The organism is Caviibacter abscessus (assembly GCF_001517835.1).
GTDB lineage: Bacteria > Fusobacteriota > Fusobacteriia > Fusobacteriales > Leptotrichiaceae > Caviibacter > Caviibacter abscessus.
On sequence record NZ_LOQG01000011.1, the window covers coordinates 1 to 22901 of the forward strand.

Sequence of the window (22901 nt, forward strand, 5' to 3'; positions counted from 1 at the left end):
AGTGGAAAATATAATAAGCATAAATAGTTTCTCAAAGAACTGAAGCAGCAGCTATTGATTTAGCAGCTAAAAAATTACTATTCGATCAACAAAATTCTAATATTAAAAAAATATTAGCTTTTAGAATCGCTGAATCTAGAGCATTTATGCATTTAGATACTGTATTTACTCAAACTCTACATGTTTTATAACAATCTATCTTTTCATATAAAAAAATGGCGAAAAAATTCACCATTTTACATTTTATTTACTGTTTTTATTCCTAATAATGCTAATCCTTTTTGTAAAATCATACCTACCTTTTCAGATAAAAGTACACGACTTTGTATTAATTCTTTTGTATCAGCAGTAAGTACCTTTGTTGAATTATAGAAACTGTTGTACTTTTTAGCTAAATCAAATATGTAGTCTGCAATAAGATTTGGTTTATTTGTTTCATATGCTTTTATAACTGCTGTAGGGAACTTAAGTATCATTGAAGATAACTCTCTTTCAATATCTGTAGAACCATCAACTAGCACTTTATTTCCTTTATCGAATGAATCTTCTAATTTATTCATTATAGAATTAATTCTAACATATGTATATTGTAAATATGGACCCGTGTTTCCTTCAAAGCTTAGCACCTTATCCCAATCAAACAATATAGGAGATGTTCTATTTTGACTTAAGTCAAAATACTTAATTGCACCTACACCTATAATTTCAGATATATTATCTTTTTCTGCTTCACTTAAATCTGGATTTTTTTCATCTACAACTTTTCTAACTTCTGACTTAGCTTGATCTAATAAATCTATTAAACGAATTACGTTTCCACCTCTTGATGAAAATATTACTCCATCTCCAAATCTCATTATTCCAAAATAAGTATGATGTTTTTCATAATTATATGGTTCACCCATCATTTCAGATATTGCAAATACTTGTTTGAAGTGTCCTTGTTGACGTTCATCAACAACATATAAGGCTACATCTACATCAAGTGCATCTTTTCTATATTTTATAGTTGCCAAATCAGATGTTGAGTATAAAAAGCTTCCATCTTTCTTTTGAACTATACAAGGTGGTAAATTATATTTTTCATTAAAGAACACAACTAAAGCTTCTTTATCTTCAACTGCTATTTTTTGTTCTTTAAGCGAATCTAAAACTTGAGGCATTATATCATTATAAAATGATTCACCATTTACTAATTCAAACTCAATATCAAGTCTACTATAAACTTTATCATATTCTTTCATTGAATAAGTTATAAATTCTTTCCATAATGCAAGATTTGTAGGATCTCCAATTTGAACTTTTCTTAGTTCTTCTCTTGCTTCTTCTTCTAAACTTGGATTAAGCTTAGATTCATTTGAGAATAAAACATACAATCTTTCGAGTTCTTCAATTGCATTATTTTCATACGCCTCTCTATCAAGCCATTTATTATATGCAACTATAAGTTTGCCAAATTGAGTTCCCCAATCTCCTATATGATTATCACCTAATACCTTAAATCCTAGTTCTCTATATATTTTTTTTAGTGCATCTCCTATTATAGTTGATCTTAAATGCCCAACATGCATTCTTTTAGCAATATTTGGAGATGAGTAATCAATTACAACTGTTTTTTTACTATCAATTCCATAGTCAAAATTTTCTTTACCTATTTTATCTATATTTTGATTTAATACTTCACTTTTTACAAATATATTTATAAATCCCGGTCCTGCAACTTCTATTTTTTCTATAATATCTTGTCCGTTGAAGCTATCAATTAAAGTAGTAGCGATTTGTCGTGGATTTTGACCTAATTTCTTTGATTTTGTCATTGCAAAGTTTGATTGAAAATCTCCAAATTCTGGTTTTGTAGAATTTTGAATATCGCTTAAATCAAGCTCTAAATTAAATATTCTTTTAACATTATCATTAAGCACATCAAAAACTTGATTAATTAATAATTTCATAAGCTCCTCCTTTTTTAATTTTATTTTACATTATACAATTTTACTCCCATTTTTTCAAGTATTTATAACAAAAACACTACCTAACAAAATTAGGTAGTGATATTATTACCATTTATATTCCATTTGTCCACTAACATTAAATGTTGATACTCTTAAATTATTTACTATTGCTTTTGCAGATACTTTTAGCATAAAGTTTCTTAAAAAATCATATTTTATGCTTGATTCAGGTATCATTTTAAAATTATTTTTACCATTATATTCATATGAAAAATAAACAGAATTGTCAAAAGTAAATGAATTAACTCTGGCTGTATGTTTAAAAGTTATATTAGGTTCTATCGAATAAGTAAATTCCTTTCCTGAAACTTCAACTAAATTAGATTTAGCATAATAATTTACATTTTTAAATTTCATTTTCATTCCAGAAATAATACTTAAAGCTTCAATAGGTCTATACGTCATCTTAAATTCTACACCTGCACCATATGATGATTTATTATTAATAAAATCTTTCGAGTCAACTTTATATAATTTATCAGTACTGTTTAGCAAAGCTTTTTTTAGTGCATCTTGGTTTGTACAAGAGCTATATGTAGAATACAATAATTCTTTTAATGCCTCATTTAAAAATAAGTCATCATCTTTATATTTTTTTAAATCATCTGGTAATTTTTCACATAACTTTTTCTTTATTTCTTTTGTATCATTTAAGAAACTTAAATATATTTCCTTTTCGCTTCCTTGATATTTTTCCGCTTTACTTTTCCATTCATCAATAAGCGATTTTATATCGGTATTATTATTACCATTAGATATTTTTTTTATTTCAGCATTCTTTGCTTTAGCTATTTTATTATCTGCTTTTATTTTATCAAGTTCTTTTTTTGCTTTAGTTTCAAGTTTAAACTTAGTATAAGATTCATCAAAATTATTTTTAAACTCATAAAAAGCATTTGCTTTTACTTCAAAGCTTATATTTTTTATCTTATCTATTTTTGAATAAATCTGAGCTCCAATTTCTTTAGGATATATACCATAATGAGATTTGTAATATACATCAACAACATTATATGTATTATTTAATGCAAAATAGTCTTTAACAGCTAGAGTTATGTCTCCTGCATTTCTACCAATTGTATTGTTATATTCTGATCCGTTTTTACCCGCAAGTTGTATAACAGCTTTTATTCCAACTGTATTAATTCCTACTCTCTTTGTTTTGTATTCACCAAAAGCATATATATTATTAAAAAATAAATCTGTTCTTCCACCTACATAAATATCTTTATTAATATCATATCTAAAATCAAAATTATGAAATTGTTTATGATTTTTTAATATGTCAGGCTTAAAAGAATTAAATTGCCCTTCTCCGGTATATTTTACAAAACCACTTGCAAATGATACATAAGGAATTAGTAGTAAAAATATCAGTTTTTTCATTACCAGTAAACCTCCCAATCAGGTTTTAAAAGTCTTACAAGAGCTTCCATATAGAAGTAATCTCCCCAAATGCAACTTTCATTAACACCTATATTATGCGGTTTACTGTAAACTGATTCCTTAAGTAAGGCATTTGAATAGTCCATGTCTTTTGTAGTATAGTTTTCGATAAGCGATTTCATCATAATTTTTACTGCATTCATATATATTTTTTGATCTTCATCGTCTTTAGGAAGATATTTTGCCATTTCTAAAATTCCACAAACAACAATTGGAATTGATGAAGCATCTCTTGGTTCATTTGAACTATCATCAAAATCTAAATCCCAATAACAAACATTATTTTTAGGTAATTTACTTAAAAATACATTTGTAACCTTTTTATATAAATCAATAAATTTATCATCTCTTAAGTATTTATATGCTAATGCAAATCCATATACTCCCCATGCTTGACCTCTTGCCCAAGTTGAATCATCAGATTTTCCCTGAGCCGTTACTCCTTTTTTAGGTTTACCTGTATCATAATCAAAATAATATGTATGGAAAGTTGAACCATTTTCTCTAACTACAACATTTGCAGCTGTATTTAAATGTTTTTGTGCAATTTCTTTATATTTATTATCTCCTGTTGCTTCTGATGCCCAGAAAAGTAAAGGTACATTTAAATTACAATCTATTATTAATCTATAGTCATTTGGCTCATCTAATTTTCCCCAAGCTTGTATAAACTCACCCTTTTCTCTAAATCTTGTAATTAAATGTTGTGCTGCTAGAACTCCTGTATATTTTGCAACTTCACTTTTCGTTATTCTATAATTTGCAACAACTGATGGAGTGTATAAAAATCCTAAATCATGGTGATCTACTGCAACTTTATTTTCTATTCTTTCTTTATATGAAATAAGTTGAAAATCTGCAACGCTTTTATATCTTTCATCTTTTGTTATTTCATAAGCTAACCATAATATTCCTGTCCAAAATCCACTTGTCCAGTCATCACATTCTCCACCATTTAAAATTCCAGGATAGATATTATTAACACTTGCAGGTCTTGGAAATTGATTTATAAATGAGCTTAAATTTTTATCAATTTTACTTAAAGCATTATGTAATGCAGAATATATTATTTCATTTTCAAGTACATATTCTTTTGAATATTTCGTCTTTGCTTCCTCGCTTAACTTCATATTACATTTCCTTTCTCAAATTTAATACTACTGATTTCCCATTTGTTCCTAAATAAACTTCTAAAATTGTTTTATTATCTTCTGAATATATTTTAACATTCTCATTAGCCTTAGATAATTTATACTTACCTTCTAATATTACCTTTGTATTTGGCATTAAATGTGTAGGGTTACTTAAAGTAAGTTCTATACCGTCTTTTTTATTAACTTTTAAAACTGATAGATGCCCTTTTATATGCATCCCATCAGTACTTAAACTTGCTTCATCATTCCACATATTTATTGCTAATAAATTCTTGTTTTTAATTCTAACAATATGAATATTTTCATCTAGTTGTTGTATATTAATATTTTCTAAATTATAGTCCTCTATTTCATAATCATTAAACATAGGCAAAATAGTATATGCATATTTCATATTTTGTGGATTTTGTCCATGATTTATAGATAGTTTGAAATATTGTTTTTCAATTTTTTCCTTTGATTTTCCACCAATATCCTTATATGAACCTATTCTACTTTCAAATGATACCTGTGCATTCTGAATATCTATAAATTTATATCCTATAGTTTCATTTAAATATTCATCTTTAAATATTATACATGTTCCTTTTACACTTGGTATGCTTTGTGTTTCAAATACTTCTAGTCCATTTACAAACACTTTTTTATTATGATTTAATATTCTATTATCTATAGTTGTAACAATTTTTCCATCTTCACTTGTAATATTAGAAGCTATTGCTATTACTTCATCACCTAACATAAGCCAAGATTTTTTTGCTTTTGTTTTATCATTATGTGAGATAAAATCCATACCTATAAAAGAATATTTACCATTACTTGCTCCACCTACCCAAGTATTAAGAGCAGGTATAGCTCTTCTTTCACCTGATTTTAATTCTCTTTCTTTATCACTTTCTGTTGTTCCAGGTAACATAAGCATATCTACTGTAGGCCAGTATTCATTAAATGTTTTTGAATCATTCCCGTAAATATATGTCATACCGTCACCTGTATGCCAGCCTTTTACATTTTCATTAAGCATAGTTTCATAATTAGCTACTCTATTAGAATGCATGGATATAAGAACCTTACCACCTTTATTTCCAAATTGAACTGCTCTATCCATGTTACTAAATATTTTACTACCAACTAGTTTTTCAGCTTTTATTTTTTTATCTTTTAATATATTTACAAGTATTGCTCTAGTAACTATATTTTTTACTTTTTCCGGTATATTATAACTATTATTTTCAATTAAAACTCTTTTTATTAATGATTGTATTTTCCCCTTGTCTTCTTTATCAGCACCTTCTGAAATTAATGCTATAGCCTGTAAAAAATTAACTGCTCTTTCTAAGTCAGTGTCATTTGATATTGCTCTTCCACTTACAGAGTCATTCATTCCACCATTAATTAATAAATAATTATATCCATTTACTATTGATTCATATATATTTGAAATTTTTTCATTTTTTATTTCAAATTTTGTTCCTCCACTTAAATATATGACTTGGCTCAAACCTGACAACAGTACAGTCCCGTATGTTCCGTTATATGCTACTGATCCATGTTGAATAAATGAACCGTCATCATAAAATCCTTCTCCCTCATTCACATATTCAAATAAAGGTGACATGGCAGATGTAGCATCTTTTATACCTTGTTCATCATTTAATAAAACTGATCTTAAAAATGAAATATGTACAGTATCAGCACGATTTCCACCTGTGCTTAATCTTTTTTCAGTAGTGGTTGAATATTTTGCCCCTTCAGATGCACCTGAATATCTAGCATCAGGTTGAAAGTATGATGAAGCATTTAAAAGTTTCATTTTTAGTTCTTGTGGCAATTCATTACCCATTATTACAAATATTTCATTTATAGCTTTTGGTATACCTATTTCCCATTGCCACCAGTTTCCAGTTTCTTTTCCACCTACATAATAGTAATTTTTATTAAGTATAGTTAGTGCTTTTATAATTCTTTCTTTAAGTTCAGAATTTTTATAATATTTACTACCTAAAAACTCATAAGCTTTACACATATTAACAATTTCAAGAAAATTAGTTCTTAACACTGCTTCATTTTTTAAGTTTTTCAAGTGTGAAAAAACATATTCGTTGCTATTTATGTCAAGTTTAAGTAATAAATCTTCAACTTTTTTATCTAAAAGTCTTAATTGTTCCTCAGCTTCTTCTTCTGTTAATTTTTTTAAAACTATACCTTCTGGATTTTTAGTAATAAACTCTTTAAATTTAAGTCTAATATGCTCTACATCGCTTATTTTAGCATTACTTCTAACATTTGTACTTTTTTCATTTTTAGTTATAGAAATATCTATTTTCTTATTTTCAGTACCAAATAAAACTAAAGTACTGAATATAAAACTGAAAAATAAAATTTTTTTCATAATAAACCTTTCCATCGATTATATTAAAGTATACTTTTTAAAAAAGGCATCAATAATTTGATGCCTTATGTATATTTTTATTTATTAAATCTATCATAAGCAGTTTTCATTATTTGATTTGCTCTTCCTAAACCTAATTCATTCAATCTCTTAATGTATGAATCCCAATCTTTTTCAACACTTGAAGTTCCTAGTATCCATTTTTGAGACATTTCTTCAGCATAAGCTCTCATTTGTGCTTCTATTTTTAATAATTCTTTTGATTCTTCTTGAGTGTATTTTAATTCAGGGAATAAATCTTCTATAACATTTGATTCCATGTATAAGTTCATCGCACTTAATGCTTCTTTAGATGCCCATTGTTTTTCATAATTTGCATCTTGGAACATACCTAATCTAAATTGTGCTCCTATTGTATATAATACAGATAAAGGATTTCTTCCTTCAGAATCTTTTAATATCTTATCAGTAAATATTGGTTTACCGTCAACTAAAGTATAATCTTCTCCTTCAATACCATAGTTCCATAATCTTCTTCCTTCTTCTGAGAACCAGAAATCAAAATACTTGATTAATTCTTCAGGATTTTTAGCACTTGAAGATATTCCCCAACCACCTAAATGAGTTGATCTACTAAATGTAGTTTTATTATTTCCTTTATAAACTAAAGGTAAAATTACAGAAAAATCAAATCCAGGTATCTTATCTGCTAATTTACCATTGTATGCTCCTGTACTTGCAAACCAGTCATTAGTATATCCTCCTAAATTATTAGAAAGCATATAGTCTCTTGAAGTCATACCTCTTGTAAATACTTCTTTATCAATTAAACCTTCTTTATACCATTTAGCAAGTTGTATCATAGCATCTTTATATTCTTCTTGTGCAGGTCCATAAGCAGGTACACCGTTTTTATCATACCAAGTTACTTTAGCTTTGAATAAATCTGTAAGTGGCATTAAAACTTTTCTTACATTATTTGCTCTAAAGAAAATAGGTACTTCATCTTTTTTACCATTTCCATTAGGATCTTTTTCTCTAAATGCTTTTAATACATTATATAAATCTTCAACTGTTTTAGGTTCTTCTAAATTTAATTTTTTTAACCAGTCTTTTCTAATATAGTTTCCTTGAGATGCTCTTAAATTATAGTAATCATAATAATTAGGTATCATATAAATGTGTCCATCAACAGCTACAGCATCCTTTTTATATCTAGGATTTTCTTCAAAGAATTTCTTTATATTTGGTGCATATTTATCAATTAATTTTTCTAAAGGAATTAATCCACCTTGTATTCCTAAATTTTCAAGATCTGCTGTTAATTCATATGCGATAATATCAGGTAATTTCCCTGATGATAACATTAAGTTAAATGCTTGAACTTCATCAGTTTGATTTTTTGAAGCCACATTTACTAATTTAATTTTTGTTTTTTCAGCAGCTTTTTTGTAAACAGGTAACTCAGGATCTAATGCCTTTCCTAAGTGCATTGCAAAAATTGTAGTTTCTCTTTCACTATTTGCTCCCAATTTATTACTACAACCGATAACTGCTAAAACTGAAAATAATCCAACTAATAAGACTTTTTTCATAAATTTTCTCCTCCTATAATATTTTAACCTTTTATTTTTTTACTATTTTTATTACTCTTAACCCTTAACTGCTCCTAAAGTTACACCTTTTCTAAAGAATTTTTGTATAAATGGATATAGTATTAACACAGGAACTATTGATAAAACAATGACAGCATAAATAACACTTTGAGGAGATGTTAAACTTTCAGGTAATATTAATTGTGCTGCCTCTCCTGCTGTATTTTTTTCAACTATAAGTTTTTTCAAAAATACTTGTAATGGTGCTTTATTATCATCTGTTAATAAAACCATCGCCCAGAAATACCCATTCCATCTTGATATAGCATAAAACAATGAAACTGTTGTAAGTGCTGCTGTTGATAACGGTAAATAAATATTTGTAAGTATTTTTAATTGTGATGCTCCATCAATTTTTGCAGATTCTTCAAGTGATTTTGGTATACTTTCAAAAAACGATTTTAATATTATTACATTAAATGTATTAACTGCAAAACCTATTATTAGTCCAGTGTATGTATTTATTAATCCTAAATCTCTAAAATTCAAATATCTAGGTATTAATCCTGGATCAAACCATAAAGTCATTACGACTAACATTATTATTACTTTTCTATATTTTAATTCAGGCTTTGATAAAACATAGGCCCCACTCACCGTAAAAAGCATATTTACTATTGTTCCAACTAAAGTAATAAACACAGAGTTTCCATATGCTCTCCATATACCTGAAATTTTAACTGCTGCAAAGAAAGAATTAAAATTAAAACCTTTAGGTAAAAAAGTTACTTCTCCTATTTCAAGCAAATATGGATTACTTACTGACGCTGAAAACACAAAAAGTATTGGATATATAAACATTATTGCTAATACTGTTAATAAAATATAGTTTATAGTATAAAATATTTTTTCATCTGTACTCATTTTAATTTTCATATTTATACCCCTTACCATAAACTCAAATTAGATATTTTTTTACTTATTCTATTTGCAGAATAAACTAATATTAACGCTACAACTGCATTAAATATTCCTACCGCAGTTGCAAGTCCAAAATTTTGTTGTAATACACCGGTTCTATATACATAAGTACTTATTACATCTGAAGTTGAATATGTTGCAGGTTGATATAATAATAATACTGTTTCAAATGCTATATTAAGCATACTTCCTATTTTTAAGATCAACATAACAATTATTGTAGGTAATATACTTGGTAATGTTATATGTAATAATTGATCAAATTTAGCTGCTCCATCTATTTTAGCTGCTTCATAAAGTTGTTCATCTACAGATGTTAAAGCTGCTAAATATATAACCGCATTAAACCCTGTATTTTTCCACATATTAAGACCTGTAAAAATACCTCTAAAATATTCAGGTTTTGATAAAAAATATACTTTTTGTAACCCTATTTTTTCAAGCATTACATTTATAACCCCAGTACTTGGAGATAAAATATTTATTGCTATCCCTGCTGCAACAACTATTGCTATAAAGTACGGAATAAATGATGCTGTTTGTACAAACAGTTTAAATATTTTATTTTTAACTTCATTTAACATTAATGCAAGCAATATAGCAAAAGGAAATTCAAATACTAAACTATATAAATTCAGCATTAATGTATTTTTTAGCGTTTGATAAAATTCTGGGCTTGTTAAAAATTCTCTAAAATTTAATAATCCAACCCAATCACTACCTGATATACCTTTAAATAAATTGTAATCCTTAAACGCAATTACTAAACCATACATAGGTTTAAACATAAATAATATGTACCAAATAGCAAAAGGAAGTAGTATTAAATAAAGTTCTATTTGATCTCTATTAAATTTAACTTTTTTCGACATTATATATTTTCCCTCTTATTTTAATTCTTCCATTTTAATATTTTTTAAATCTGTATATTCTTGATTTTCTCCTGCCATAGCCCATATAAATGTATAATTTGATGTTCCAACTCCTGAGTGTATAGACCAAGAAGGTGATATAACAGCTTGTTCATTTTCCATAACTATATGTCTTGTTTCATTAGGTTCTCCCATTAAATGAAATACTCTTGAATCTTTATCCATATCAAAGTATAAATAAACTTCCATTCTTCTTTCATGAGTGTGACAAGGCATAGTATTCCATACATTATTTGGTTCTAAAATTGTCATTCCCATTTGTAATTGACATGATTTACAAACAGCTGGATTTATATATTTGTAAATTGTTCTTTCATTTGAAGTTGCAGGACTTCCTAATTTTAAAGGTTCTGCTGTTGATATATCTATTTTTACTGTTGGATATTTAGTATGTGCTGATGCTGATACAACATAGTATTTAGCAGGATTTTCTTTATCTTCTGAAACGAATTTTATAACTTTATTTCCTTGACCTATATATATCCCGTCTCTTGATTTCATTTCATATTCTTCATCATCAACAATTATTTTCCCTTTTCCACCTATATTTATTACACCAAGTTCTCTTCTTTCAAGAAAATATTCAGTTCCTAATTCTTTTGTATATCCTAATTCAAGTTCTTTAGTAACAGGTGTTATTCCTCCAACTATTACTCTGTCTATATGAGAGTAAGTTAAATTAACTTCATCTGCAACAAATAATTTTTCAATTAAATAATTTTTTCTTAATTTTTCAGTAGTATATCCCTTTGAGTCTTCAGGATGTACACTGTGTCTAACTTCAATTTTCATTTTTTATAATTCTCCTTATTTTATCTTGCAAGCCAAGCTCCATCTACCGCTAATGTATGCCCATTCACATAATCTGATGCTTTACTTGATAAAAATATTACTGCTCCCATTAAATCTGATACTTCTCCCCATTTACCTGCCGGTATTCTTCCAAGTATTTCCGCATTTCTCTTTTCATCATCTCTTATAGGCTTTGTATTAGCTGTTTTTATATATCCAGGAGCTATTGCATTTATTTGTATATTATGTTGTGCCAACTCATTTGCAAATGCTCTGGTAAGTCCCATTACACCATGCTTACTTGCTGTATATGGCGGTACAAATTTTCCACCTTGAAATGATAGCATTGATGCTATATTTATTATTTTTCCATGACCTTGTTCAACCATTACTCTTGCAACACTTTGTGATAGGAAATATAAAGAATTTAAGTTTATATCAATTACAGCATTCCAATCTTCTTCTTTATATTCAAGTAAAGGTGCTCTTCTTATTGTTCCTGCATTATTAACTAAAATATCAATTTTTCCATATTCTTTTAAACAAGTATCTATAACTTGATTTCTAATTTCTTTTTTAGTCAAATCACCTTTCACAAAAACAATTTTTTTATTTAATTTATCTGCATATTCTTTTATTTCATTTATATCATCATCAAATGTTGTTACTAATATATTAGCTCCAGCTTCCATTAAAGCTTTTGAATATGCTAGTCCTAAACCTGTATTCCCACCAGTTACAATTGCAATTTTACCATCTAATGAAAATAAGTCTTTTAAGTATTCAGTCATACATAGTCCTCCTTTTATTTAAAAATTTAATTTATTCTCATTTATTTTTATGTACTCATTTTCTTTAAGTATAAAAGTATCACATAAATGTTTTACTTTTACACCTTTATCAATATATTCTATTTCTATATTTTCATCATTTTTTTGTTTAGTTAAGTTTAATAACCAAACAAGTTTATTTTTATTTGTATATTCATTATATATAGTTACAAAATAATATATATCTCTTTTAAAAACAGTAAAATACACTAAATCTTTTTCTATAAATTCATAAATTATATCATTTACTCTTATCATATTTCCCGACAAAACATATTTTTTATTAATTTCATATGAAATTTTTTCATTTTCTATGTATATATCAGGAAGTTTTGTATACTTTCTGTTATCTATTGTCGTATATGTATTATTAATATTATTTATTCCATATTCTAAAAATAATAATTTATTTTCTAAAAATATCCATAACTTATTTGAATGCAATTTATCATTGTAATTGTAATAATCCATATATGTTAATGACTTATATCCATATTTTATACTACCTGCAAATTTTGTGTTTTTTGAAAGTCTTACAGTAGTGGGTATTTCATCTTCAAATATTTCAGTAGTTCCTGCTATAAATTTATGATCTACATTATTCCAATAATTAAGATATGTTAAATCACCATCTTTTGTATATAAATAATACATTCCATCACCGGTAAAACCAGCTTTTTCATTTTCACCATTCATAGTTTCAAAATTGGAAACTTTATCTGAATGCATTGCTATTCCTATTGAAAAATTTTCATTTCTTATAAATATTCTACTCATTGTATTAGAAATTTTGATATTATCTTCATATTCTTTCACAATTATATTTTTGTCTAAAAGTTTTTTCCCTAGCTCATAAATAAATGCTGAATTTTCATTTTCAAAAAAATCATATACTTTGTTGTTTTTTATTTCTCTGGTTATAAAGTGTTCAAGTTTCTCTTTATGTTCACCAGATTTTAAAAATTCATTAAAAATAAGTAGAGACGATATTATCATATGTCCAATTTTATAATCACTACTATCTTTTCTATCAATTGCCCTTCCGCTTAACATATCTGGAAAAATTCCATTATAGAAAAATGGTTCAAATGAATTAAAAATTATATTAATCAATTCATCAATATATGATAATTCACTTATTAAAGGTGTATCGGATATAAGATATAAAATTTCACTGATTCCCATTAAAAGCACATTTCCATATGTCCCGTTGTATGGTACTGTATCATGCTGTATAAATGAACCGTCTTTATAAAACCCATCTTTTAGTGTACCGTTTTCGTAGTTATAATTCCAAACAACAGACAAAGCTTTAAGTGGTTTTTTCAAATCTTCTTTTAAAAGAGCTGCTCTTAAAAAAGAGATTTTAACTGTATCTACTCTATTACCTCCAGTAGATTCTCTAAACGGATTATTTGTCGGATGTATCGCAACAGGATTATTACCTGAATATCTTTCATCACTTTGAAAATAATGTGAAACTTCCAAATTCTTTTTCATTTCATCAATACATTTATCTCCAATTAAAACAAAAATATCATTTAAAAGTAACGGTATTCCTATTTCCCATTGCCACCAATTTGTATGTTCTACAGATGATAAGTTATAATATCTAACTCTCATAGTCTTAATTTTATCAACTATATATTTTAAAATTTCTTCTTTATTAAAATATTTCGTTCCAAAAGAACTATAAGCTTTACATACATCAAGTATTGAGTTATATTTCAATTTCATATCATTAACAGATAAATTATCAAGATTTTTAAGATTTTCAATTGCTATTTGTGCATTATTTTCTAATTTATCTGTCAAAATTGATTTTTCATCTATTAAATACTTTTTTCTTTTGCTAATTATTTCTAAATCCATATTTTAAAACCTTACATAAATTTATATATTTTTTTATAAACCGTTTTACATTGTAAGTATATATTGATTTTTAAATATGTCAACTATAAATTTAAACTTTTAATTTTATCAACGAATTTTTTTGTCTCAATCGATATATTATCATGCCCATTTTTTACCAAAGCACTTCCTATACCTACAGCGTATGCTCCATTTTTTAGCCAAACATCTATATTATCTATACTAACTCCTCCTGAAGGCATCATTTTAGCATAAGGTATAGGTCCTTTAACATCTTTAATATATGAAGGTCCAAGTAATGCTCCTGGAAATAATTTAACAACATCTGAACCTGCTTCAATTGCATTTAAAACTTCTGTTACACTTCCACAACCTGGTAAATAAGGTATAGCATATCTATTACAAACTTTAGAAATTTCTGTATTAAGATGTGGAGATACAATAAATTTTGCCCCTCTTAATATAGCTATTCTTGCTGTTATTTCATCTAATACAGTTCCAGCACCAATAACTACATCATTGTCTTTTAAATATTCTTTACTTAATTTTTCAATTGCGTTGTCTGCATAGGGTGTTGAAAAAGTAACTTCTATTGTTTTTATTCCACCTGCTATAATTTTTTTAGATATTTCGTAAGCATCTTCATCATCTTTTCCACGAACTACTGCAACTAAAATATTATCTTTTATTTTTTTTAAAACTGCTTCCTTCATCTATTTTCTCCTTTTTGTATTTTGTATATATTTTTGTAATTTATCATATGTAGGCAACCCTTCATTATCACTTTCATTCATAACTTGAATTGCACCTATCGCATTTGCTCTTATAAGCATATCACTTTCGCTTAAATTTTCTAATATTGAACTTATTATACCAACTGCAAATCCATCTCCTGCACCTACAGTATCAACCACTTCATCAACTATAAAACCAGATTCAAATATTTTACTATTTTTATCAATATAATATGAACCTTTTGAGCCATCTTTTACTATAATTCTTTTAACACCCATATAAAAATATTTTTCAGAAATTTTATCTATCTCTTTTTCACCAATTAAATACTCACATTCCGATATCCCTGGTATAAAATAATCAGACATTATAGCTATTTCATTTATTGTTTTTTTCATTTGATCTTTATCTTTCCACATACTAATTCTAATATTAGGATCAAATGTTACAATAACACCGTTTTCTTTTGCTTTTTTTATCGCATAGATAATCGCTTTTTTAAAACTTTCTGATATTGCGAGAGGTATCCCTGTTATATGTAGTAAATCAATTTCTTTAAAATCTACAGTTTCTATATCTTTTTCAGATATTTTACAAGCAGCCGTATTTGTCCTATAATAAGAAACTTCAGGATCTCCGCTTGTTGTTTTCGCTTTTAATTGTACGCCAGTTTTTTCACCATCTAAAACCTTTATACAATCAGTACCTATATTTTCTTTTTTCAAAAATTTTATTATACTTTTCCCACATGGATCTTCACCTAAATTTGTAAGATATTTCGCATTATACCCTAATCTTGTAAGCCCAACTGCAACATTTAATTCAGCTCCGGCAACTTTTCTAGTAAATTCAGTAATATCTTCTAAATTTCCAACCTTGTTTGCTATAAACAATGTCAAAGGCTCTCCAATAAGCATTACCTTTTTCATTTTTTCTTAACCTCTCTTTTTTTTGTAGAACCTCTAGCAATTAATTTTGCTGGTATTTCTAAATAATCAACTTGTTTATTTGGAAACTCTATTCCTTCAAAAACCAATTCTGCACATTTCACACCGCATTCATATGATTTTTGACTAATTGTAGTTATCCCTTTTTTATCTATTAACTCAGCCCAACCCCAATCATCAAAGCTACAAATACCTATTTCATCTTTTTCTATATCATAATTTAATTTTTTTAAACTTTTTAAAACTTCAAGTAAAATAACTCCATTTACTGTAAATATCGCTATATTTTCATTTTTATTAGTTTCTATAAAATCTTTTAATGCTTTATCATAATTAACCAAACTTTTATTTTTTAAAATATATGTATAATCTTTTGGATTTAAATTAAATAGTTTTTTCATAGCATGACAATATGCCTCATATCTTTTTATTTTAACGCTATTATTTGTCATGTCATATGTGAAAAACGCTACCTTTGTATAATTTTGTTTTTTTAAATGTTTCATACATTCATAAGTCGCTTCATAATTGTTACTTGTTACCGTATCAAGAACATTATTTTCAGCAATACTTCTATCTGCTAAAACTATAGGAATATTATTTGATTTTTTTAAATTTATTAAATATTCATCATTACTTCCCGTTGTATTTATTATCAATCCATCAATATTATATGACATAAGCGATTCTATCGCTTCTCTTTCATCATCTTCATTATCATTTATTTCAGCAACTAAAACCCTATATCCATGTTTTTTACAAACTTCACTAACACCTTTAAATATGAAACTTGAAAACTGGTTTTCAATATCTGCAATTGTACAACCTATTATTTTGCTATTTTGGTTTTTCAAACTTCTTGCCATACTGTTAGGTACATATTCCAATTCATCTATTACACATTCAATTCTGTTTTTGGTTTCTTTTGACATAAATTCATATTTTCCATTCAGATATCTTGAAACTGTTGTTTTTGATACACCAGCTTTCTTTGCAACATCTTCTATTGTAACACTCATTAAGCATTCCTCCTTTTCTTAGAAACCGTTACACTTGTATTATACCTTGATATTGTAAAAATACAAGAAAAAATTTTTAAATTTTAAAATAAAAAAGGTAAGACTATTTATCTTACCCTATAACATATTAAATATCTGAATAACTTCTATTTATACTTATCTTTCTTAATATTTGGCTTGCTGAAAATATAACTCTATTTTTTAATTCTTGAGTTTCTATTTTTTCATTTGAGCTTAAAAGTTCTGGATTTATTCCATAACCAGATAATGCTTCTCTAACTCTTTTTAAAGTTAATTCTTTATTTCTGTAATATTCACTTCCTCTTATACGAATAAAAGTCCAGCCTAATCTTTCAAGAAGAGTTTGTCTTTCCATATCTTCTAACAACTTTTGTTCACCACTATGATAAGCTTCTCCATCACATTCAATAGCTATTTTTTTATCTTTATATTTTACAACTATGTCAATTCTATAAGCTCCAACTTCATATTGCTGTACTATGTTATATCCATTTGTATATAAATTTGTTGCCACTTCTTCCTCAAAAGGTGAATCAGATTTTATTTTAATTTCATTTTGTTTTACTAGACTATTGATTGGATTATCCATATATTCTATTAAACTTTTTCTTAAATCACCTTCTTTTAAATCATTTTTGGAATCAAAAGAATGTACAACCCACACTTGATTTTTTGCTCTACTTACAGCAACATTGTATCGTTTTTTAGTACTATTTTCTGTCCCTTCAGTCGTTTTTCTTACTGGTCCTTCACTAGCGTTACTATCTACAAGAGAAATAAAAATTATATCTCTTTCATCACCTTGAAAATATGATGGATTTCCACATAATAATTTTCTTTTCGAACATTCTTCATATCCCATATACTGATCAGCTAATTTCTGAATTAATGTTGTTTGTTCATCTCCTAATAAAGATATAACGCCAAATGTCATATTTTCATATTCTTTTTGATTTGAACACGCCATCATTAATGCAACTATATTATATGCTTCTTCTTCATTTATTTTTTGAGTTAATTTACGTTTACCATTTACTCTATATGCTATCGTAGCTGGTTTTACTTTTAAATCACTTATATCTCTTAATGGTTTTATTTCTCCATTATATGACAGCATATTACTATACCCTATTATTTCTGGAGCACATCTAAAATGTTCAATTAATTTTAATGTTCTAAAATATAGACTACCTATTGTATATATAGATGTTTTTAAGTCATATAAATGACTATTGGGGATTATATTTTTTAAATGTAAATTAGATATTTTTTCAGATAATTCCACTTTTGCACCAACAGCATCTGGACTTACTTGTTCATCATCACCAATAATAATTATCTTCTTTGCAAAATACATAATTGAAAGAGCTGAAATATCAGCTTGACTCGCTTCATCAATAATTACAACATCAAATTTATTTTCACCAACTTTTAAATTTTCTAAAGCTGTTGTTATTGGCATAATCCATACTGGAACAATTTTTTGACAATCTACCATTAATTTTTGAGCTTCTATTTTTAATGATGCAGCTTTTTTCCCTGTACCTTTACCAATTTTTTTTATTGTAGTTTTCCAAGAATTTAAAGCAGAAAATTTTGCATAATCTTGTTCAGCATTTTTTATTAAACATAACCAAGATTTTTTCTCAACTAATTCTGATGTTATTTTCCTTAATTTTATGCTCTTTTTATTACTTTCATCTAATAACGTTTGCTCATTTTCAGCTTCAATTTCATCATAAATTTTACAAAATTGCTTCCATTTCCACGCTATTTCAAAATTATCTAATATTTCTTGTTTTTTATTTTCATTTTTTTCAATTTGATATGCCCAATCAGGTGCATATTCTCTTATTTTTGATATTATTTCTTTTCTTTTAACATTATTATATTTTTCGCTTTTAATTTTTAAATTTTCATAATCTGTTTTATATTTTTCAATATTAAATGATACTAAACTATCAAAAAGCTCATTACAACTTAAGGATTTATAATTTGATAACAATCCTTTACTTTTTCCCATTTCCTTATTTGAATATACAAAATCAATATATTTTGATATGACACTATGAATATATTCAAATAAAATCTCACAAAAAACACTATTATCCGGAATATTTTTTCTTATAAAACTAAAATCTATTTTATATTCCTTAATAAGCGGTAATACTACATTTTCATACCAATATAAATATTTTTCAATTAGTGCAATATAATTGTAAGTTGTTTCTTCAGGTCTTACTCCTAAGCTTTCAAAATCAGGTCCTCCATTATTTGCTATATTATTTGTCCATAGTAAATTTAACTTATCTAAATTCATTTTATAGTTTAGATATATTTTTATTTTTTCTTTATCTTTTGGTAATTCTGGAGATTTTCCATTAATTTTTATTATTTTAGACCATTTTTTGTTAGAACTATTCAGTAAATTAAAAAAATTGAATTTGTCATCTAATGATTTTATAAGCTCTGTATAATTTATCTCTTTTTGCAAAAGTTCAAAATTGTTATTTATAAGCACTTTAGAATTATTAATAGTATATTCATATATTTGTTTTATATCAGAAATTAAATCTATCCAGTGTTTACCAAATCCATTTAAATTAAAGCCATCTCTTATTAAATTATATTCCCATTTTTGCTGATTATTATAGTCAAACATTTTAACAAGTTTTTTTAACTTAACCATTGATTCTATTTTATATTTTGTCAAATCAGGTAACTTTAAATTGACTTTAGTTTTTAAAATTTCACTTAATTTGTTATTAAATTCGTTTTTCACTTTTTCATAATTCTGAATATTATTTTGTATTTCTTCAAATTTTTCAGGAGATATGACATAATTAATATCAGGTAATGAACACTCTTCACTACCATCACTTAAAGAATAAACATATTCTAGTTCTTCCAACGTTACTGGAATAGGTATGTCTTTTTCTTTAATTTCTCCAGGTATAATATGACGTACATTTTTTTCATTATCACCTATAAATTTTGCTATTTCTTGAAGACTGTACCCTGTCCCTAAATAAGTTATAGTCTGTTTTTCTTTTTGTCTAATTGAATAAATTTTATTTCTTATATCTTGTATTTCTTTAAATGTATTATTTCTAATAATTTCTAGCTCTTTTATTTCTTCAATTAATTTTCTTTTATTATGTCTAGATACATAGTCACTTATTCCATTAATTGATTTTTCCATTTCATCATTATTGTCATCCACTAATGAAACACACAAACTTTGTATATTACTTGGTATCTTATCTTTTATAACACTTAAAGCTTTCTTGGTATAACTAGTAACTAGTATATTTTTCCCTTGTGATAAAAAATATCCTATAAGATTTGCAATAGTATGTGTTTTCCCAGTACCTGGCGGTCCTTGAACAACAATTGCATCATTTTTTTCTATTTGCTTTATTATTTCCAATTGCTCTCTATTTGCTTCTTTATATAATAAAATTTCTTGTGATTCTCCACCAATTTCAAACAGCTTTTGATTTAAAGTTTTTTCTTCATAATCATCATCTTTACTAATAACATTTGGTTCTATTAAACGTTGTATTGGATTAGGTAAATCTTTTCTATTTTTTATATCTTCTATAATATTTTCAAGTGAGCGTATTATACCTTGGTTTTTCTTTTTTATAAAAAGTACTGGCTTTAAATATATTTCACAATTTTCACTTAATATGTTTTTTAAACCACGGATATAATCTACTAAGTTTTGATCAAAAATATTATTTAAATTTTCCTTTATGTCCTCTTTTAATTTTTTCAAATTATTTACATTATCAATGATATCAAATTCTTGTAGTATCCCATCATTAAACTCAATATTTGAATTTGTTTGTTGTAATCTAATTATACTTTTTTTCGCATCAAAATCTATTAAAATTCTTTTTGTTAATAAAGGATATTCTATCTTATCATAATACTTTATAAATAAATTACCCACAACTAATTCAAAACGTTCAGACTCATTTTCTAAAAAATTATATTTTTCCTTTAATTTATTAAAAAAATACAAACATTTTTTTTGATTTTTTACCTTACTTTCCCAATTATTATATTCCAATTTCCATTTGGCAAAAATAGCTTTCAATATTCCATTATTTTTATATAAATCTGAATTTATTGTTTCATTTGGAGTTTTTATTCCATATTTTTTTAATTCATTTGGTACTGGAGGTTCTTCAGCTAATTTTATAGGTTTTATCATATCATCTTCAAAATTAAAATTTATTAATTCATTATTCTTATTATTTATATATTCATACCATTCTTCTTTTTCAATTACATATATTTGAGAATATTTTTGTTTATATAGTTGTTTTGTAAATTCAAATAAATGAATTGCTTTTTCTTTATTTTCCATTTTATTTCTACTATCAATATCCTTTACTAAAGTATACTTTTGCATTATTTACTCTGCTTGTTTTTACATTATAAAAATCAACTTTAAATACATCATAACCTTCAAAACTATCACCTATATATGCACTTGATGAATCAATGATTTTGCCACTTACATCATATAAATTAACTTTCACAGAATAATCAAGTGTTTTCTTGTCAATTTCACTAGATGTTGAACATATTTCAAATATAAATGAAATAGAATCTTCATCATAATTTAAATTATAATTAACTATTTCTAAATTTAATTTTTTTAAAGTTACTTCTAATATTTCTATTTTAATATCTTTCTTATTATCTTCTATTTCCTGTCTAACTCCTGTTTCAAAATCATCATCATCTTCTTCATCTGTTTCAAAATGTTCTGATTCATCAGATTCCAATTCTAACTCTCTATCTATATCATAAAAAGTCTGCTCATTATTATTGTCATTTTCTTCAGATTGCATCAATTCATCAAATTCCCATGTGAAATTTTCTTTCAAACTTTCAGATTCTATTAACTCATTTGATTCTTGATTTACGTTATAATTTACATCATAAAAATTTTGATCTTTATTCTCAATTTTTTGTTTTAATTCCATAAGTAATTCATTTATAACAGCTAAGTTATTAAAAGATACAGTATATTCTTCAAATGTTTCAAGATCATAAACACTATTTTCATTTTTACAAATGATCTTTAAATATTTTTTTAATTTTTGTTCGATTATTTCTAATTTAACTATTTTGATTAATGGTATTTTTATTACATATGAACTGTTGTTTCTACTTTTTATATGAATTTCTGATTTATAAACCGCTAAATAATTATCAATACCCAATAATACCATTACTAAATCATTATTTATCAAATTGTATTTATTTTTTTCATTAAAAATTTTATTTTCTAAATATTTAATATATGGAATATACCCTATTAAAATATTTAATACATCCTTTGCATTCTTTGAATAAATGTACAATTCATACATAAATGATTTTTCTACTATTTGAAATTTTTCTAATTCATTTAATTTTATATTTTTTATTTTTCTATTACCTGTTTTTATTAGAAGTTTATCATCATATAATTTAATATATTCCTCATTTATATAATATAAGATATTTGCTTCACCATATTGTTTGACTGTCTCATAAATTAATGTCTGACATTTATAAAAATTTTCATTATTAAATAATTTTACTTTTACATTATTTTCTTTACCATTTTCATCTTCATAAACAATTTCAAAAAACATTGAAATTTTTATTGATATTATTTTATTTATTTCTATTACTGTATTATAAGGGTGTGCAAATATTTCATTAAAATTAAAATCATATATTATAATTTTATTTTCATGTAATAATATAATATTTTTCTTATCACATATTTTAATTAATGGCTTTAACTTATTCTCAATTTTCAAATCATATTCTTCTATTATTTGTTTAATTTTTAATTTTTTTTGATTTTCAACAAGTACCTTACATAATAAAAATATTATTGCAAGCAAAAAAATTACTACCCACATACATTTACCTTCCCAATATTTAATTTATTTCATTATTTTTTTATAATATCACTGTGTGTGTGTGTGTGTGTCAAGACCTTTTCAAAATGGACTTTCTTATAAGTTACAATGCCTTTTATTTTCTCTTTTTTTTATTTGCCCACTTTTTTTATTTCCATCTATAAAATTAAATAAATGAGCCTATTTCACAAATATATTTTTTCACTAATTTTACTGATTATTTACTCATTTTATAAA

Annotated in this window: 16 protein-coding genes; 1 reads left to right on the plus strand and 15 read right to left on the minus strand. The window is 25.7% G+C overall.

Annotation, left to right across the window (positions count from 1 at the left end; translation table 11 throughout):
• Positions 1–23: 23 nt before the first annotated feature.
• The gene (locus AWT63_RS06090) at positions 24–191 is read left to right on the plus strand and encodes an arginine deiminase family protein (protein WP_269431477.1); all 168 of its coding nucleotides are present in this window, start codon (positions 24–26) and stop codon (positions 189–191) included.
• A gap of 45 nt (positions 192–236) precedes the next feature.
• Here AWT63_RS06090 and argS read toward each other — a convergent pair whose 3' ends face one another.
• The 15 genes from argS to AWT63_RS02135 all read right to left on the minus strand — a co-directional run bounded on the left by argS (position 237) and on the right by AWT63_RS02135 (position 22664).
• Complete coding sequence (argS, locus tag AWT63_RS02065) at positions 237–1952, minus strand: arginine--tRNA ligase (RefSeq protein WP_068268024.1); 1716 nt, start codon at positions 1950–1952, stop codon at positions 237–239.
• Between the two features lie 105 nt (positions 1953–2057).
• A complete protein-coding gene (locus tag AWT63_RS02070) occupies positions 2058–3398 on the minus strand; it encodes a hypothetical protein (protein WP_068268026.1) in 1341 nt (446 codons plus the stop codon).
• Positions 3398–4588, minus strand: a complete 1191-nt coding sequence (locus AWT63_RS02075) for a glycoside hydrolase family 88 protein (RefSeq protein ID WP_068268027.1) — start codon at positions 4586–4588, stop codon at positions 3398–3400. Before AWT63_RS02075 ends, AWT63_RS02070 begins: the two co-directional genes overlap by 1 nt.
• 1 nt (position 4589) lies before the next feature.
• Positions 4590–7004, minus strand: a complete 2415-nt coding sequence (locus AWT63_RS02080; RefSeq protein WP_068268028.1) for a polysaccharide lyase 8 family protein — start codon at positions 7002–7004, stop codon at positions 4590–4592.
• Positions 7005–7081: 77 nt separating this feature from the next.
• Positions 7082–8599 (minus strand): extracellular solute-binding protein, encoded by a 1518-nt coding sequence (locus AWT63_RS02085; protein ID WP_068268030.1) that lies wholly within the window; start codon positions 8597–8599, stop codon positions 7082–7084.
• Positions 8600–8656: 57 nt separating this feature from the next.
• Positions 8657–9535 (minus strand): carbohydrate ABC transporter permease, encoded by an 879-nt coding sequence (locus tag AWT63_RS02090; protein WP_068268034.1) that lies wholly within the window; start codon positions 9533–9535, stop codon positions 8657–8659.
• Positions 9536–9546: 11 nt separating this feature from the next.
• The gene (locus AWT63_RS02095; protein ID WP_068268036.1) at positions 9547–10452 is read right to left on the minus strand and encodes an ABC transporter permease; all 906 of its coding nucleotides are present in this window, start codon (positions 10450–10452) and stop codon (positions 9547–9549) included.
• A 15-nt stretch (positions 10453–10467) separates the two neighbouring features.
• Positions 10468–11304: a 5-dehydro-4-deoxy-D-glucuronate isomerase gene (kduI, locus tag AWT63_RS02100; RefSeq protein ID WP_068268038.1), complete on the minus strand. Its 837-nt coding sequence runs from the start codon at positions 11302–11304 to the stop codon at positions 10468–10470.
• 20 nt (positions 11305–11324) lie between these two features.
• Positions 11325–12095, minus strand: a complete 771-nt coding sequence (kduD, locus tag AWT63_RS02105) for a 2-dehydro-3-deoxy-D-gluconate 5-dehydrogenase KduD (protein ID WP_068268040.1) — start codon at positions 12093–12095, stop codon at positions 11325–11327.
• Between the two features lie 18 nt (positions 12096–12113).
• Positions 12114–14006 carry a polysaccharide lyase family 8 super-sandwich domain-containing protein gene (locus AWT63_RS02110; protein ID WP_068268042.1) on the minus strand — a complete coding sequence of 631 codons (1893 nt, stop codon included), beginning with the start codon at positions 14004–14006 and terminating at the stop codon, positions 12114–12116.
• Between the two features lie 83 nt (positions 14007–14089).
• Positions 14090–14719, minus strand: coding sequence for a bifunctional 2-keto-4-hydroxyglutarate aldolase/2-keto-3-deoxy-6-phosphogluconate aldolase (locus tag AWT63_RS02115; protein WP_068268044.1), 630 nt, complete (start codon positions 14717–14719; stop codon positions 14090–14092).
• Positions 14720–15670 (minus strand): sugar kinase, encoded by a 951-nt coding sequence (locus tag AWT63_RS02120; protein ID WP_068268046.1) that lies wholly within the window; start codon positions 15668–15670, stop codon positions 14720–14722. It lies immediately after the preceding gene.
• Positions 15667–16707 (minus strand): LacI family DNA-binding transcriptional regulator, encoded by a 1041-nt coding sequence (locus AWT63_RS02125; RefSeq protein ID WP_068268047.1) that lies wholly within the window; start codon positions 16705–16707, stop codon positions 15667–15669. The genes AWT63_RS02120 and AWT63_RS02125 overlap by 4 nt, the downstream gene beginning before the upstream one ends.
• Before the next feature lie 127 nt (positions 16708–16834).
• Positions 16835–21151 carry an AAA domain-containing protein gene (locus AWT63_RS02130; protein ID WP_068268049.1) on the minus strand — a complete coding sequence of 1439 codons (4317 nt, stop codon included), beginning with the start codon at positions 21149–21151 and terminating at the stop codon, positions 16835–16837.
• On the minus strand, positions 21120–22664 hold the full coding sequence (locus AWT63_RS02135) for a hypothetical protein (RefSeq protein ID WP_068268053.1): 1545 nt from the start codon (positions 22662–22664) through the stop codon (positions 21120–21122). Before AWT63_RS02135 ends, AWT63_RS02130 begins: the two co-directional genes overlap by 32 nt.
• Positions 22665–22901: the final 237 nt, after the last annotated feature.